Origin of the sequence: Erythrobacter sp. (assembly GCF_023653175.1) — a bacterium.
Lineage (GTDB): Bacteria > Pseudomonadota > Alphaproteobacteria > Sphingomonadales > Sphingomonadaceae > Erythrobacter.
Genome location: NZ_JAMNXL010000086.1, coordinates 1 through 14932, shown reverse-complemented (window position 1 = coordinate 14932; position 14932 = coordinate 1). Strand labels below are relative to the sequence as shown.

The 14932-nt window shown below is 62.5% G+C and carries 15 protein-coding genes; 10 read left to right on the top strand and 5 right to left on the bottom strand.

Going from position 1 to position 14932, the window contains the following annotated elements; all coding sequences use genetic code 11:
* Positions 1 to 111 precede the first annotated feature (111 nt).
* The gene (locus NBV68_RS10830; protein WP_296309776.1) at positions 112 to 1704 is read right to left on the bottom strand and encodes a winged helix-turn-helix domain-containing protein; all 1593 of its coding nucleotides are present in this window, start codon (positions 1702 to 1704) and stop codon (positions 112 to 114) included.
* Between the two features lie 133 nt (positions 1705 to 1837).
* On the opposite strand from NBV68_RS10830, the gene NBV68_RS10825 reads away from it, so the two are divergent.
* The 3 genes from NBV68_RS10825 (at position 1838) to NBV68_RS10815 (ending at position 3113) form a co-directional block, all read left to right on the top strand.
* The gene (locus NBV68_RS10825; RefSeq protein WP_296309774.1) at positions 1838 to 2062 is read left to right on the top strand and encodes a tautomerase family protein; all 225 of its coding nucleotides are present in this window, start codon (positions 1838 to 1840) and stop codon (positions 2060 to 2062) included.
* A 35-nt stretch (positions 2063 to 2097) separates the two neighbouring features.
* Positions 2098 to 2466, top strand: coding sequence for a hypothetical protein (locus NBV68_RS10820; protein ID WP_296309773.1), 369 nt, complete (start codon positions 2098 to 2100; stop codon positions 2464 to 2466).
* Positions 2467 to 2768: 302 nt separating this feature from the next.
* A complete protein-coding gene (locus NBV68_RS10815) occupies positions 2769 to 3113 on the top strand; it encodes a hypothetical protein (RefSeq protein WP_296309771.1) in 345 nt (114 codons plus the stop codon).
* A 66-nt stretch (positions 3114 to 3179) separates the two neighbouring features.
* Here the strand turns inward: NBV68_RS10815 and NBV68_RS10810 are convergent, their stop codons facing one another.
* Together NBV68_RS10810 and NBV68_RS10805 are read right to left on the bottom strand one after the other, a co-directional pair.
* Positions 3180 to 3899, bottom strand: coding sequence for a zf-HC2 domain-containing protein (locus NBV68_RS10810; protein ID WP_296309769.1), 720 nt, complete (start codon positions 3897 to 3899; stop codon positions 3180 to 3182).
* The gene (locus tag NBV68_RS10805; RefSeq protein ID WP_296309767.1) at positions 3890 to 4432 is read right to left on the bottom strand and encodes an RNA polymerase sigma factor; all 543 of its coding nucleotides are present in this window, start codon (positions 4430 to 4432) and stop codon (positions 3890 to 3892) included. The genes NBV68_RS10810 and NBV68_RS10805 overlap by 10 nt, the downstream gene beginning before the upstream one ends.
* A 35-nt stretch (positions 4433 to 4467) precedes the next feature.
* Between NBV68_RS10805 and NBV68_RS10800 the strand changes: the two genes are divergently transcribed.
* On the top strand, positions 4468 to 5730 hold the full coding sequence (locus tag NBV68_RS10800) for a S8 family serine peptidase (RefSeq protein ID WP_296309766.1): 1263 nt from the start codon (positions 4468 to 4470) through the stop codon (positions 5728 to 5730).
* A gap of 95 nt (positions 5731 to 5825) precedes the next feature.
* Positions 5826 to 6719, top strand: a complete 894-nt coding sequence (locus tag NBV68_RS10795; RefSeq protein ID WP_296309764.1) for a hypothetical protein — start codon at positions 5826 to 5828, stop codon at positions 6717 to 6719.
* Between the two features lie 1529 nt (positions 6720 to 8248).
* On the opposite strand, the gene NBV68_RS10790 is transcribed toward NBV68_RS10795, so the two are convergent.
* Positions 8249 to 9040, bottom strand: coding sequence for an anti-sigma factor (locus NBV68_RS10790; RefSeq protein WP_296309761.1), 792 nt, complete (start codon positions 9038 to 9040; stop codon positions 8249 to 8251).
* On the bottom strand, positions 9033 to 9590 hold the full coding sequence (locus NBV68_RS10785; RefSeq protein WP_296309759.1) for a sigma-70 family RNA polymerase sigma factor: 558 nt from the start codon (positions 9588 to 9590) through the stop codon (positions 9033 to 9035). Before NBV68_RS10785 ends, NBV68_RS10790 begins: the two co-directional genes overlap by 8 nt.
* 182 nt (positions 9591 to 9772) lie before the next feature.
* Between NBV68_RS10785 and NBV68_RS10780 the strand changes: the two genes are divergently transcribed.
* From NBV68_RS10780 to NBV68_RS10760, 5 genes are all read left to right on the top strand, one after another.
* Positions 9773 to 10432 (top strand): DUF4331 family protein, encoded by a 660-nt coding sequence (locus tag NBV68_RS10780; RefSeq protein WP_296309757.1) that lies wholly within the window; start codon positions 9773 to 9775, stop codon positions 10430 to 10432.
* A gap of 95 nt (positions 10433 to 10527) precedes the next feature.
* Positions 10528 to 11151, top strand: a complete 624-nt coding sequence (locus tag NBV68_RS10775; protein WP_296309755.1) for a DUF4331 family protein — start codon at positions 10528 to 10530, stop codon at positions 11149 to 11151.
* Positions 11152 to 11244: 93 nt separating this feature from the next.
* The gene (locus tag NBV68_RS10770) at positions 11245 to 12576 is read left to right on the top strand and encodes a tetratricopeptide repeat protein (protein ID WP_296309752.1); all 1332 of its coding nucleotides are present in this window, start codon (positions 11245 to 11247) and stop codon (positions 12574 to 12576) included.
* The gene (locus NBV68_RS10765) at positions 12558 to 13817 is read left to right on the top strand and encodes a HupE/UreJ family protein (RefSeq protein WP_296309748.1); all 1260 of its coding nucleotides are present in this window, start codon (positions 12558 to 12560) and stop codon (positions 13815 to 13817) included. The genes NBV68_RS10770 and NBV68_RS10765 overlap by 19 nt, the downstream gene beginning before the upstream one ends.
* Positions 13818 to 13847: 30 nt before the next feature.
* Positions 13848 to 14932 (top strand): Plug domain-containing protein (locus NBV68_RS10760; RefSeq protein WP_296309745.1); only part of this gene is annotated, 1085 nt, incomplete at its 3' end.

Here is a 14932-nt window from a genome sequence, read left to right as displayed (position 1 = left end):
GGGAGCCAACCCTGCTCAAGTGAGGCCGCGATTGGCGGCTATCCGAAGGTCGTTTCCCAAAAATCCGACATGTAGGAAGCGACCCCGTCACGGACCAAATCGATCGTGCAACTACAAACCCAGATCCGCAATGCTCTTCTCAATCACTTCGCGCGCGGAATTGTGGGCGAAGGGGAAGGCATGGAAGAAAGTCTTGGCCTTGAGGTTGGGATCGGCGGCCTTGCCCTTAGCGAGCCAGAGCCTTGCTTCTTTGGAATTGCCCGCAATGTGCGCCGTGAATGCGGCGATGAGCGCGATATGCTTGTGCGCACCAGGCATTCGCGCCGCACGTGATCCGAGTTCGGCGGCTTTTTCATAGTCGCCAAGTTGCACATGAGCCAGTGCGCGGCTTGAGACCATCGCATAGGCAAGCGGGTCGAGGGGACTTAGCTCCAGCGCTAATATCAGATCGGCATCGGCCTCCTTCGGTTTGCCAGCCATGGTGTTGACGAGACCGCGATTATAGATGCCCTGCGCGTAGCTTGGGCTGAGGCCGGTTGCTCGATCGAACCACGCAATCGCGTCCTCCAACTGTCCGTCGAGCCAGAAACTGCGCCCGACATTGAAATGGGCAAACGGATCGAATTGATCCGCTTCCAGCGCGCGATGAGCGAAACTGCGCGCTGCCTCCAACTCTGCTTCGGGACTGCCACAAAAGTTCAGGAATGCATTCTGGAAATGCGTGAATGAGAGGCCGCCCAGCGCGCGTGAAAAATAGGGATCGAGCGCAAGTGACTGGTCAAACAGTTTGGCAGCAATCGCATTGTCGGCCTGCCTAAAGCGATACATGTGATCAAGCCCCAGATGAAAGCTTGCCCAGGCATCTAGCTCAGTCGCGGGGCGTCTACGCGCATTGCGCACCTCGTTGCGTGGGATTTGCACTTCCAACGCTGCAACAACGTGCGCTTCGATGTCAGGCCGCATCAGCTGGAGTTCGGCAAGCGCGCCGCGGTAATTTTCCGCCCAGATCGCTTCACCATGTTCGGCGTCAGCCAACATGACCGCGACGGTGACTTCCTCGCCCGACACCTCGATCGTGCCTGTAAGGCAATACCGCACGGCCAGCGCGCGTCCCACCGTCAGCGGGTCGGCCTCGGCACCTCGAAAACGGAAGCTCGATCCGCGTGCAATCACAAACAGCCAATGCAGGCGCGACAGGTCCATGATGATATCGGCAGGCACGGCATCGGCGATGATGCTAAGCGGTCCGGCTTCGCCCACTAGCTGGAAAGGCAGCACGGCAATGGAAGGGCGCCCGTCGCGCGAAGTTCGGACGGCTGTGCTCACGGTATCTTCGCTTGAAACTTGGGTTTGAAGGGGAACAGGCGCGTTATCGGAGCAATCTGCTAATTTCCCGACGAACCGGAAACCTTTGCCATGGATGGTGCGGATCAGTCGCTGGCGCTTGCCGTCGTCGCCGATCGCCTTGCGAACGGCCTTGATCCGAGCGGCGACCGCTGATTCAGAAACGATCCGTCCATCCCATATCTTCTCAATGACTTCGTCTTTGCTGACCATCCTTCCAGCGTTTTCCGCTAGCAGGATCAAAAGCGAGAGAACCTGCGGCTCAACATGCAGACGCATGCCATCAGACCTGAGTTCAAACTGCGCGGTGTCGAGCTCAAAATCTTCAAAGCGGAAGATGCAAGGCTGGACTTCCGCCAATCGAGGCTCCCTTCGCTCAAACTTCATGAGAAAGTCAGGCATATTCACGCCGCGGTCAAGCTTCACCCAAAAGTTCGAGCTATCTCTCCTTCATCGAAAGACACGGACCCGATATTCCGATTGGAGAACTGAAATGCCGCTCGTTACAATCGATGTCATCAAAGATGTTTTCACCCCTGACCAGAAGCGCCAGCTGATAGACAATGTCACCGAAGCGATGATCGCGGTCGAAGGCGAAGCGATGCGCCCTGTGACGTGGGTTCGCATCAACGAAATCGAGCAGGGCGACTGGGCCATCGGCGGGCAGCGCCTTGGTGCTGCGGACGTCCATGCAATGGCCGCCAATAAGGCGGGCTGATACTAGCCACATCAACCGCGCGATTGGAGAACAAGATGCCGCATGCAATCGAAATACGCCGCTTCGAAACGCCCAATGAAGTGTTGGATATGAAGGATGCTGGCGGGATCAAGATCATCAGCATGACGAGCACTGGGGCTACGGGAATGCACGCCATCTTCAAGCCTCGTTGGGTTTGGGAGAAAGATGAAAAGCCGCTCCTGGGCCATCCTGAAACTTGCCCGATGTATCACACTGGCTACTCGATCTCCGGCACGCTGGTAGTGCGGATGCTCGAAAGCGGCCTTGAGACAACAATCGAGCCCGGCGATTTTTTCGTTATTCCGCCCGGACACGACGCGTTCGTCGAGGGTGACAAGCAGGTCGAGTTGATCCTGTTCGCAGCACCTGAACATTCACACTAAGTCAGGCGGGTTGAATCGCCCCGATCATGTCAGCTAGCCACCCAGCCCCGGTGATCAGAACGGTAGATGCGCGATCCTGAAAGCGGCGTGGCGGCTCTTGGCGAAACCAGACGTACATTTTGGCGGAAGTGAACGACCAACCCTAGGTCGGAGCCGCCGTTCTTCGCTGCCTTATGGGCCGCGCAACGGAATTTCTCGCTGGCCCACGAATAATCGCCTCGGCGTGAATTAAACCGGCTGCACCGCCCGTTTCCTCCATGACCGTCCCGATCGGGGCGGGCAGCAATGGAAGGAGACATCACGTGAAACTCGCAATCGCTACCCCGATCATCGCTCTGGGCATGATGGCTACCGCCGGACAGGCCGCCGTGAGCGACCTCTACGAGGAGCGCCTTGCCCGCGCGGAAGAGCGTATGATTCTCACCGCGCCGATCGCCGGGATCGAGAACAGCCTGTGGTATGACTACCGCATCGACATCACCGAAGCGCAGAAGGAACTGCGCGCCGATCTCGGCCGGGCGAGCGATCTTGAGGACCTGCGCGATGCATGGGAGGAATATGCCCGCGAACTTCGTCAGGAGCGCAAGGAATATATCGAGGAAATGGCCGAACGCGGCTATCGCAGCGGCACCGTGACGGTGGGCTGATCCGCCACATTCTTTTTCAACGAGGCACCGGGGAGGGGTCGGCAGGATTGCCGGCCCTTTCTTTTATCAGGGCTGCTTCCACCCGCGCGCCCGGGCGGCGCGCTCCCCCACGGCATCGAGCGCTTCGCCCGCGGCCATGTCCTGTGCGGCAGCGAGCAGATCGGTCTCGCTCCCGGCCTGGCGGAACTCGGTTCCCTGCGCTTTGCCAAGTGCGATTTGCCGCTCGATTTTCCAGCCGGTGTCATCGCGGCAGGCTATCCCGCCGCTGTCGGTGCTGCGCCACGCGCGGCACAGATCGCCGTTCTCGCGTGCGAAACTGAGGAGTATCCGGGTGCCTGTCTGATCCGCCTGCGTGGCGGCCAGCTGCGTATCGAGCGCGGCGGCCAGATCGCCCCCGGCATAGCCTTCGGGCGTGCCCCCCTGCCACGGCTGCACGATGGCGAGGATCAGCGAGGCCGCGAGGGCCGGACCGGCAAGAGGCGCCCAGCGCCGGAACGCCGCTGGCAGCCCGCGCTTCTGCCGGGCGGCGGCGAGGCTGACGACCTCCCCCGCGCCCGCACCGCTTTCTTGCGCCGGCGTGGCGAGCAGCGCCGCAAGGCCGGGCGGCACTGCCTCTTGCGCGATCGGCGCGTAATGCCCGGCGAGGGTCGCCTTCAGAGCGCGATGGGCTTTGATCTTGCCCCCAAGCTCCGGGTCGGCGGCGATTGCCGCCTCGACTTCGGCCTGCCCGGCCGCGTCAAGCTCGCCATCGGCATAGGCGGCCAGCAATTCCTCGGTCACGCGCATTCTGCATCCTCCAGCATCGCCATCAGCGCGTCGCGCCCGCGCACCAGCCGCGAATTGAGCGTGCCCACGGGGCAGCCGACGATCTCGGCCGCCTCCTTGTAGGACCAGCCCTCCACCATCACCAGCAGCACCGCCTCGCGCTGTTCCTCGGGCAGGCGCGCCATGGCGCGGTCGACCAGCGACAGCTCGACCGCTGCCTCCTGCGCGCCGTCGCCGCCCACCGATTGTCCCGCGTCGGGATCCACGAAGGTCTCACGGCGGCGCGAAGTAGCCCGGGCTTCGTCGATAAAGATGTTGCGCATGATCCGGTACATCCAGCTGTCGAGCCGCGTCCCCTCCTGCCACTGCTCACGGCGGGCGAGGGCGCGTTCGATGGTCATCTGGCACAGGTCGTCGCCGTCGGGCCTCGACCCGGCAAGCCCGATCGCAAACCGCCGCAGGCGCGGCAGCAGATCGAGCACCTGATTTTCGAAGCTCTGGGGCAGCGTTCCATGCCTTTCTGCGGATGAAACGGATGGGCTTGTCCGTTTCATCCATGCTTAATGCGGATTGGAGGAAGAACACAATCATGCGCGGTGGGACGAGACTTTTGGCTTTCGCGATGGTCGTGACGACGCTTGCGGGACCGATCGCGGCGCAGCTTCAGGTGCCCGGTGTGCCGGTGCGCGTGCCGCCGGTTGGCGAGGTGCTTGGTGAGGTTGGCGGTCAGTTCGACCAGACGGTGGGCGAGGCAAGGGCGCTGACAGAGCGTGAGGCACGGCGTCTGCTGCGGCTGCGCGAACGCACGCTTCAACGGCTGCTCGCCGCCAACCCTCAGGCGATCGAGCGCGATGCCGAAGGCAACCTCGCCCGGCGCGGCGAGCTGCTGGCGACGGGCGCTTCCGAACCAGAACTCCTCCTGATGGAACAGGCGGGCTTCCGCGTGCTGGCCCGCGAGGAGATCGAAGGGCTCGGCATTGCTTTCGCCCGCCTTGAGGTTCCTGCCGGGATGACGCTAGCGGACGCGCAGGCGCGTGCCGCCGCGCTTGCGCCCGGGGCGCAGATCGAGGCCGATACGCTTCACTGGGAGGCGGGATCGCAAGCGAACTCGCGCACGCCCCCCGTTGCGGCATTGGCTCAGGCGGCCAGCCGAACGGTCACCGTGAAGGTCGGGATCATCGATGGCGGGGTCGGCGCATCCGTGCCGGTTCAGGGGCAAAAGGGCTTTGCGGCAGAAGCGCCGCATCCCTCGGACCACGGCAGCGCGGTGGCCAGCCTGCTGCACGATCATGGCGCGACCCGGCTCTGGGTGGCGGATGTCTATGGCAAGGACCCGGCGGGCGGCAATGCCTCGGCAATTGCCAGAGCGCTCGGTTGGCTGACGGCAAATGGCTGCCAGGTAGTGACGGTAAGCCTCATCGGCCCGCGCAGCGCTCTGGTGGAGCGCGCCGTCGCCGCCGCGCGGGTCAAGGGTGTGGTGGTGATCGCCGCCGTTGGCAATGATGGCCCCGCCGCTCCGCCCGCCTATCCTGCCTCCTATGAAGGTGTCCTTGCGATCACGGGGGTCGACCGTAAGGGGCGCGCCCTGATCGAGGCCGGACGGGCGCAGCATCTCGATTATGCCGCGCCGGGTGCGGGGGTCCATGCACGCGATGCGCGCGGCCGGATCAAGGCTTGGCGCGGCACCAGCTTTGCCGCCCCGCTCGCTGCGGCGCGCGTGGCGGCGGCGCTGGGTGGCGGCGGGTCATGGCGCACGCGGCTCGACGCCGAGGCCCGCGATCTCGGGCCGAAGGGCGCGGACGAGACCTTCGGGCGCGGCCTGCTGTGCGGGAGTTGCGGCCAGCGGAAATGATTTTGCGCCGGGCCATGCATTAAGCGCGCGAACCCATCCGTTTTCCTTCCGAGCGGGCCGGCAATGGCCCGCTGGACACCCGAAAGGAGACGGACATGAAGAAGCTTATCCTCGCTGCAAGCGCCATCGCACTGATCCCCGCTGCCGCACAGGCGCAGCTGCTCGGTGGTGGCGGCGGTCTCGGCGGCGGTATGGGCGGCACGCTCGGCGGCACCATCGAACGCACCACTACCACCGTGCGCGGCACGGTCGACAGCACCGTAAGCGGTCGCGGCTCGACGCGTGGCAGCCAGTCGGTAGATGCACGCAAGGGCACCGTTCAGGCCGAGCGCAGCGCCGAAGGTTCCATCACTGGTTCGACCGCCAGCCTCGCCGATCTGGTCGTGCCCCCGATGGGAGGCATGACGCAGGCAACCGGCAGCGGATCGGCTGGCGGTCAGGGTAACGCCAATGCGCAGTTGATCGGCACCGATGCCGTGACCGGCACCCTCGCGCCGGTGACGGGCACCGCCAAGTCCTTCGCTGCGAACACCGCCGGTAGCGCGGTGGGCACGGCACGCGGCGCCACCCAGAACGCGCCGATGCCCGGCATGCCCGCGATCCCGGCTCTCGGCGGGGTCTCGGGCGGGGGCAGTGGAAGCGGTAGCGCGGGCGGTGAAGGCTCGGCCTCGCTGATGCCCTCGGCGCTCGCGGTCGCGGGTTCGGCAGCGGCGGCAGGGCAGGGCATGACCAGCGTTGCGCCCGGTATGCCAGTGATGACGCCGGATGGTGCCTCGCTCGGCAAGGTGCGCGAGGTGATCGCCGACGGGCGCGGCGAGATCCAGCAGGTCGTCGTCAAGCAGGGCAAGGTCACGCGGGCGCTGCCTGCGGGTATATTCAGCGCATCAGGCAACGCGCTGGTCGCCGGCGAAGCGCGAGGCGGAGCGGGCGAGCCGGCCGCGGCGGGCGAGGCAGCGCCGGTGCCCGCGAACGGAAGCGAGCCGCACTGATCGAACCAACCACACGCCCGCCGACCGTCCCGAACGGTCGGCGGGTCGTCGTAAAGCGGGACGACTGCATCAATCAGCCGTCACCCCCGTTGTTTGAGCAAGATAAGGAGGCTCGCCGAAACCGAGCCTCAGCTTTCCACACAACCGCGACCCACTGCAGGATCGACATCCAATCCGGCTTGGCAGCTTCCAGCAAAAAGTGACATTTGTTCATGCGATCTTGAACGGCATGTTCTGGGTCGAGAGTTGCCGAAGCTGAGTGGATGATCGGACGGCAGCGTTCCGTACCACTCCGCGTGGAACTCGCCATTCGGCAAACGGTCCAATTGCGGAATTCGAGACGAAGAGGGGAACCGCTGATTTTCTGCGATTGATCGTTCGACTTGGCCTTTAGTCACCTTGCAGCATTGTTTAAAAGTGGGGGTATTGAAGGGGGGTATCATGACGGCCGCAGACTGATTTTGCTTTCCAATTCAATTACTTGTATGTTCTCTAAATGTCCCTTCTCCGCTACCAAAGAAATAAATTACTGACAATAAAAGGAAAAATATCAGAAAGTCGGACTCGAGTAATGTCGAGGTCCCGCTTTTGAAATAGCCGCTTAGTTGCTGAAATAACACGGTTTTGTGACGCTTGGGTTAAGGGCCCGCAACCTGGGAATTCATCTCATAGCGACGGCTTGGGGGTATTTTTGGGGTGTCGCTGAACGGCTCAACTGGCTCGCGATGCCCCTAAGGCCGTAGGGGAGTCGCATAAGCCCAAGCAATGTTGTCGCCGGCTCGCCTCGTGCATGGACTGCACACCGGAAGCGGCCGCTTTGCGCGCCGATGTCGGCCATTGCGGCTCGTCAGTCGATTACCTGACAGCCGACGGGGTCTCCATCGGCCGCATTGACTGGATCTGGGACTTAGCCGTCGTTCGTTAACGGCATGTCGAATGACTGGCATTGCCGAAAGCGGACAAAACCCTGCTCGGGAGCGTGAATGGCAGCTATTCAAGGCCCACTTCCTGAACACCGATATGCAGCAACCGACCCCGCTTGGACGGCTCTCTTTTGGCAAGGGTAATGGACTGCGGTGTGTCGGCCTTGAAGTGAGCCGCCACGGGGCATCTGCTGGAGAGAAACGGGTCTGCCCAACGGCGCTTGCTTCTGAGGAAGAGAATGCGCCGGGACGCGCCGATCGATGCTTTTACCGAAGCAATTGTATCAGACGCTAAGGCACGAGCTAGACCAAGTCCGGTTTCAAAATCCGTTCAGCGCGGTCGCTCGAACCAGTCATTGCGCCTTGGGCTTGAACAACCATTTATACGCTGCGAAGACGCTATGTCACAATGCGGGCACGTCTGGATCATCATCACATCTTCTCCTCAGAGCAGCCGAAGCCATCAACTTTGGCGCCTCAATGCATTCTCCTTTCGCGGCCCTCCAAACCCCTTTCTGCCACCTATTTGGCAGCAGTGAGGAACGAATGTCACGGCGCTTGGCACCGGAGGCACAAAACAGAGAAACCAAAGTGACGTGCCTGTGCTTACGTCACTGGAGCAAGCTGTGCAGCGCCGAGAATGCGCTCCGCTGTTGGTTGCGCACTTGGCGCAGGCGCCGGTTTTTCGAGGGAGATCGCGATCACGCTCCCGGCAGCAATGTCCTTGCGCATCTGGTCGGTAATCTCGACCACAAAGACCGAGCCACCGATGCCCTGTCCCAGTGAGCGCGGCTTTCCGTCGGGCCCGATCACCCACAATTCAGGCACGAGGTTCTGATCCGCAATGTCTGCGATTCGCGCAGTAAGCCTTCCATCTTGCCCTTCGTAAATCACGCTCAGCAGGGGGGCACCGTCGGCTTGGCTTACCTGCGCCACGCGAATGGTCGATGTGGCCACTTCGCCTTGCGCTTCGGCCAGAGCAAGCTTCTCGCCGAATTCCTGCGCCCGGTCGCGCTCGCCCAAATAGAGCCCGCCAAGCACCATCGCTGCGACGGATGCAGCGATCGCCCCCAGCCGCCATCCGGATGCCGAACGCGGTATGGCTGACGGCGTGTCTGTATCATTGGCTGGCTGAGGGAGGACGTGCGCCTCGCGTCCAGTCGGAAAAGCGGCTTCCATCCGCTGCCACAGATCGTCCGGCGACCAATCCTTGTCTGAAGGAGCCGTGCTTGCCCAATCATGACCGACCGCCTCCCACCGGGCCACGCGGATTGCGAATTCCGGATCGGTCGCAATACGTGCTTCTGCTGCAGCGTGAGCGTCGGCTTCCAGCAAGCCGAGAGCATATTCGGCGGCCAGCATCTCCAGATCGCTCGGGGCGTCTGGGTCATCAGTCATAGGTCATTCTTTCGCGCATTATGCGAAGCCCCCTGCGGATCCGCGTCTTGACCGTTCCCAGCGGCAAGCCCGTTTCATTTGCCACCTCAGAATAGGTCATGCCGCGCAAATAAGCGCTGCGGATGAGATTGGCATCGGCTGACGCCAAATTCTCCACCTGCTGCCTGACAATATCCGATTGTTCTACCCGGATGAGCATTTCCTCTGCGGTCTCACTTTGGTCAACGACGAAGATGAGTTCGTCGTCACCGGTTGTCTGTCGGCGCTTTTGGGCTCTGATCCAGTCGATTGCGCTGTTGCGCGCAATCCGGGTAAGCCACGCCATGGGAGTGCCTTTTGTCTGATCGTAACTGGCCGCCCGATTCCAGGCTTTCAAATACACCTCATGCACTACGTCTTCGCTGGCTTCCCGGTTTTGAATAAAGCTGAAACAGAGCGAATAAAGCTCACGAGACGTCCGCACGTAGAGACGGTGCATAGCTGCTTTCTCACCTTCTGCCATCGCAAGAAGGATCTGAAGTAGCTCACTATTCAGTGTGTCATTGGCCATGCGCGCGATCAATCTCCCGCTTCAACATGCCGCGATCTAGGAAGGCGGCAGCAATATAGACAAGTTTAAAAAAATATTTTTACCCGCTCAAAACCGGATGCCGATCGCAGGCGTAGGGCCTTGGCGCAGTAACGTGCGCGGCCAGTCAATTGATGCATTGCGCGAGGAGAAGCCGGGTGAAAATGAGACACGCACTGCCCCTGACTGCGGGGGTCATGATGGCGCTGGCAGGGGGGGCACTCTATGTGACCGGCGCCGGCCTTATCGCCGCCGATCACCTTGACCCGCCGGGCCGCACGAACCCTGCAAACGACGCCACGCCCGACAAGGCGGCCGACATCGCCGACGTGTTCGCCTGGCACACCGCCACGGACGTCAATCTGGTGCTGACCTTCGCTGGCCCCCAGGCGACCAATCTTCCAGCCACCTATGACCCGAACGTGCTCTACACCATCAATGTGTCAAACGCGGCGCCGCGCACCACGCCCAACATTCCCATCGAGGTCCGCTTCGGACAAGGCTCGGGCAGCAACACTTTCGGGGTTCAGGTGAGGGGCCTTCCCGGCGTGACCGGGGCAGTTGAAGGGGCGGTGGAGACCGATCTCGTCAAGGACGGCGTGCGCGTGCGGGCCGGTCTGTTCGATGATCCGTTCTTCTTTGACCTTCAGGGCTTCCGCGACACGGTCGCCACCGGAACATTGAGCTTCAACAACCAGCGCGACTTTTTCGCCGGGCAGAATCTCACGGCAATCGTCATCTCGATCCCGCGCGACCGGATCGAAAATGGAACAAACCTCGTGGACGTGTGGGCCACAACTGCGCGTTTTGGAGGTCAATTGTGATGACAACGAACTATGCAAAATCGCTCCGCAGGGCGCTGTCGGCTGCTCCGCTGATTGCGACGCTCGGCCTTTTGGCGGCCTGCGGGGATGACGAGATGGCGCCGCCGCCCGTCGTTGTCGCGCCAACTCCGACCCCAACGCCAAGCCCGTCGCCTTCTCCGATCGGCTTCGACGTCGGCCCCTGCCTCAACCAGGTGGTCCCCGGAACCGGCGGCGTGACCGTAGCTGCCGCCGTGGTTCCCGACACGCTGACGCTCAACCTCGCGGCCAATGCCGGATTCCCCAATGGGCGTCTGCTGGCTGATCCGGTCATCGACGTGACCTTGGCGGTGATCTTCCTTGATCTTGCCCGCAACGGGCCCGGGACTTTGGCAGGACTGCCGCTCAATCCGCCGCGCAATGATGTGCCGCTACCGACCGGCTTTCCGTTCCTCGCACCCGCGCAAGGAACGCAGGTCATGACATCGCCGGGTTCGGGCTTCACGTTCCGCACCGATGCGGCAAGCGCCTATACGCGGGTCGATCGCATGGGCATGCCAGCGGTTTCGACCGCGTTGATCGGTTCGGCCATGAAGAACGCCTACAACGACGCCAATCCCGCGGACGATGCCGATGGCGACTTTGTGCCGGAATTGAGCGCACAGCTGACCGGGCTTACCAACGCGCTGGCTGATGATCTGGTCGGAGCGGGTCTGACACCCTGCGCCCGCGCCCGCTGAAGCAACCACCGGAACGCTGCCCCCCGTTCCGACAACCGGGCAGGTCCTACCTCATTAGGCCTGCCCGGTTCACAATAATGAAGCAAGGACGCCATGACCAGAATGCTTCGTTGGCCACTGATGGCGATGTTCGCGGTCTTAAGTGTTGCGCTGCTGCAATGGCTGACCCAGCGCGGCGACGGCTTCCCCAATCCCGTTTTTGCCCTGGAACGGCCAGCTTACGGCCCAACGACTTATACTGGACTTCTCGCCGGTCACAACGAGCGGCTAGCCCTGTCACAGGCCCGCATCGAGCGCACCCCGAATGAATGGCTCCCTCACGCTGGCGCTGGTGCTGCGGCGCTTTCACTGTTCCGCCTGACCGGCGAGATCGCCTATCTCGACATGGCCGAGCACGAGATCGCCGCAGTTCGCGCGCTTGCTCCTGTGCCGTCGGGTGTGCCTGAATTGCGGGCCGAACTGGCCATGGCGCGGCACGATCTGGCCGAGACGGCGCGGGAGATCGGCGTTCTTTCTCGCGCCAGCGTTGTGCCTGAAAGACCGATCCGTTCGGAAGCCGCCGCGATGCGCGGCGATCTGGCACTCTACACCGGCGACCACGCCCGCGCATTGAGTCTCTACCGCGAGGCTGCGCAGATCGACCCACATGTCTCCGTTGCGCTGCGCTTGGCCAATCTTCGGCGCGTCTCGGGAGAATTCGATGCCGCCATCGCAACATTGGCCGAGGCTACCCGCACCGAAAAACTTACGCCGGTGGTGCTGTCGGGCATAGCGCTCCAGACCGGTATGATTGCGAGCGCTCGCGGCGATTATGAAACTGCGAACGACTGGTTCGACAGGGCCGAAGCACTGTTTTCCGGTCACTGGCTGACCGCACTCTACCGGGCCGAGGCGCGCCTCGCTATTGGTCAGACGGACAGCGCCATTGCCGAACTTGAAAGAGTGGCGCGCGATCATAATCGGCCCGAGGCGATGGATATGCTGGCGCTGGTGTGGCGCGTTCGCGGCGACAACACCCGAAGCCGCGCCTGGGCGGAAAAGTCGGGCGCAATCTGGCAGGAGTGGGCCCGCAAATACCCCGCAGCCTTCGCCGCCCATGCCGCCGAGCATGAGCTCGTCTTCGGCGATGCTACAGAGGCGCTGCGACTGGCCACGATCAATGCAAAAGCCCGCCCGTACGGCGAGGCACGGCTGCTATTGGCTCGGGCGCTCATGGCGAATGATCAGGCCCGCTCGGCGATGACCGAAATTGGCCTTGCAGAGCGGTCCGGCTGGCGATCCGCGCAGCTCTTCGCAATCAAGGCGCAAGCGCTTACAATTCTTGGCGAGACCAATGCGGCGGATATTGCCAACGAGCAGGCGCGCGCGATCAATCCAAAAATCGGTGATCCGGCAACGAGGCTGATATGGCTCGCACACGGCTGATCCGGAACGTCACGGCATGGCTGCTCGCTTTTGTCGCGCTGACAGGCATGGCAAGGGCGCACCAGGCGCCGAACAGCGAAGCCTATCTCGATTTCCACGCCGACCGGCTCGAACTGGAGGTCGTCGTACCGGCGGCGGAATATGCCTATGCCAGCGGCAACCGCATCGCTGCAGATGAGGTATCTCGTGCGCAGGCGCGGCGCTATCTTGCCGGCTTTATCTCGGCCAGCAGCGGCGCTAGCGTGTGGCAGACGCGGGTGGAGAGTCTCGACTTCGTCACCCGCGATGGCACGCCAGACCTCGTCGCGACGCTCTCCCTTGTGCCGCGAGATCCAGCGCAACTGAGCGACTTCACGCTTCGTTGGCGCGCGGTGATCGGGACGGTGCCCGACCATTTCGTGCTGGTCATGCTGCGCCGCGATCCGGTGAGCAAACTGGGCGACGAGCCCGACGTCATCGGCACCTTGCGCGCAAGCCGCAATGCGCTGGAGATCAACCGCGGCGCGGCGCGCACCTGGATGCCCTTTGCCAATGCAGTCAGTCTTGGTGCCGGGCACATCCTTGGTGGGATCGATCATCTGGCGTTTTTGCTGGCGTTGCTGTTGCCGCTGCCGCTGATGGCGCGCGGCGGACGCTGGCGTGAAGCGCGCGGTTCAAAGCCGACGATCCGTTCCGCGGCAATCCTGATTTCAGGCTTCACGCTGGGACACAGTGCCACCCTGATCGCGGCATCGCTGGGCGGGCTGACTCTTCCTGGACCGCTGGTAGAGACCCTGATTGCGGTATCGGTGTTGATTGCAGCGATCCATGCAATCCGCCCGATCTTCCACCGCCGAGAGGCTCTGTTCGCCACGCTCTTCGGGCTTGTCCACGGCCTTGGCTTTGCCGGATTTTTGAGCGCGACCGATTTGTCCGTGGCGCGCAATATCGTCACGCTTCTCGGCTTCAACGTCGGGATCGAACTGGTTCAGATCGCCATCGCACTCGCGATCGTCCCCGCACTGGTGACCATCGCTGCTACACCGGCCTATCAGCGGCTGCGTACCGCACTGTCGCTGTTTTGTTGCGTCGTCGCGGCGGTGTGGGTGGCGGACCGTTATATCGGCCTCGACGAGAACATTGTCACGCCGTTCGAAGCGGTGGTCGAGACGAGCATGATGCTGGTGTTTTTCTCCGTGCTGTTCGCCGGATTGATTCTGTTCGCGCGACGCTACCATGCGGGAAAGCTGCGAACGGCCTGACCCTCCTTGTCCGCTAGCGAAGGATTTGCCATGTCTGCAACCACTGCATCGGCGCACTCCCGAAGGCTGGCGATTGGACTGGCGGGGACAGCACTTTGCACCTTCGCCACCGCAGCAGCAGCGCAAGCTACAGCCGAGCCGGAACTAGCCGAAATGGAAAGCGGCGAGCCACAACAGATCATCGTTTACGGCCGTGAGCTGGAAGAAATCGGCATTGCCCGGTCCGCATCGCAAGGGACAGTCGGCTATGCCGATTTTGACGCGGTTCCGATTTCTCGGATCGGTGAATTGGTGGAGAACGTGCCCGGCCTGGTCGCCACGCAGCATTCGGGTAGCGGCAAGGCCAACCAGTTCTTCCTGCGCGGTTTCAACCTTGATCACGGCACGGATTTTGCCGGATTTGTCGATGGCGTTCCCATCAATATGCGCTCGCACGGACACGGGCAGGGCTATCTCGATTTCAATTTCCTGATTCCCGAGGCGGTTGAACGGATCGACTTCCGCAAAGGCCCCTATTTTGCCGATGTCGGCGATTTCAGCGCAGCAGGGACCGCCGCCTTCAAGACCGCCGACACCTTGCGCCCCTTCGCCGAGGCGCAGGTCGGCGAATTCGGCTTCGTGCGCGGCGTTGCTGGCGGAAGCACCGGCCTCGGCGGCGGCGACTTGCTGTTCGTGGGTGATGCGCAATTTTATGATGGTCCCTGGCTGCTAGAGGAAGATCTCGAGCGTTTTTTGGGGCTGGTGAAATATTCCGTTGGCGGCGAGACCAACCGCTTTTCGCTCCAGTTCAACGCCTATGACGCCCGCTGGACATCGACCGATCAGGTGCCGGAACGCGCGGTCGCCAGCGGGCTGATCGACCGCTTGGGCAATATCGATGATGATCTTGGGGGAAGCACGACGCGCCTCGGCTTTGTGTTGGGCGGGGCACTGGGCGGCACCACGTTTTCAGCATATGCCACACGGTACGAATTCGAGCTGGTGTCCAACTTCACCTACTTCCTTGAAGACCCGGTGCGTGGTGACGAGTTCGTTCAGCGCGACAAACGCTGGGTGCTGGGTGGCTCTGTGTCGCACCGGTTGGAGCGCGGGCCGGTCGCCGTCAACGTCGGTGC

What these genes read in the sequence shown, in the direction of transcription:
- NBV68_RS10825 (WP_296309774.1), top strand. Translation starts at nt 1,838, where the DNA reads ATGCCGCTCGTTACAATCGATGTCATCAAAGATGTTTTCACCCCTGAC.
- NBV68_RS10820 (WP_296309773.1), top strand. Translation starts at nt 2,098, where the DNA reads ATGCCGCATGCAATCGAAATACGCCGCTTCGAAACGCCCAATGAAGTG.
- NBV68_RS10810 (WP_296309769.1), bottom strand. Translation starts at nt 3,899, where the DNA reads ATGCGCGTGACCGAGGAATTGCTGGCCGCCTATGCCGATGGCGAGCTT.
- NBV68_RS10805 (WP_296309767.1), bottom strand. Translation starts at nt 4,432, where the DNA reads ATGAAACGGACAAGCCCATCCGTTTCATCCGCAGAAAGGCATGGAACG.
- NBV68_RS10800 (WP_296309766.1), top strand. Translation starts at nt 4,468, where the DNA reads ATGCGCGGTGGGACGAGACTTTTGGCTTTCGCGATGGTCGTGACGACG.
- NBV68_RS10795 (WP_296309764.1), top strand. Translation starts at nt 5,826, where the DNA reads ATGAAGAAGCTTATCCTCGCTGCAAGCGCCATCGCACTGATCCCCGCT.
- NBV68_RS10790 (WP_296309761.1), bottom strand. Translation starts at nt 9,040, where the DNA reads ATGACTGATGACCCAGACGCCCCGAGCGATCTGGAGATGCTGGCCGCC.
- NBV68_RS10785 (WP_296309759.1), bottom strand. Translation starts at nt 9,590, where the DNA reads ATGGCCAATGACACACTGAATAGTGAGCTACTTCAGATCCTTCTTGCG.
- NBV68_RS10780 (WP_296309757.1), top strand. Translation starts at nt 9,773, where the DNA reads ATGAGACACGCACTGCCCCTGACTGCGGGGGTCATGATGGCGCTGGCA.
- NBV68_RS10775 (WP_296309755.1), top strand. Translation starts at nt 10,528, where the DNA reads ATGGCGCCGCCGCCCGTCGTTGTCGCGCCAACTCCGACCCCAACGCCA.
- NBV68_RS10770 (WP_296309752.1), top strand. Translation starts at nt 11,245, where the DNA reads ATGACCAGAATGCTTCGTTGGCCACTGATGGCGATGTTCGCGGTCTTA.
- NBV68_RS10765 (WP_296309748.1), top strand. Translation starts at nt 12,558, where the DNA reads ATGGCTCGCACACGGCTGATCCGGAACGTCACGGCATGGCTGCTCGCT.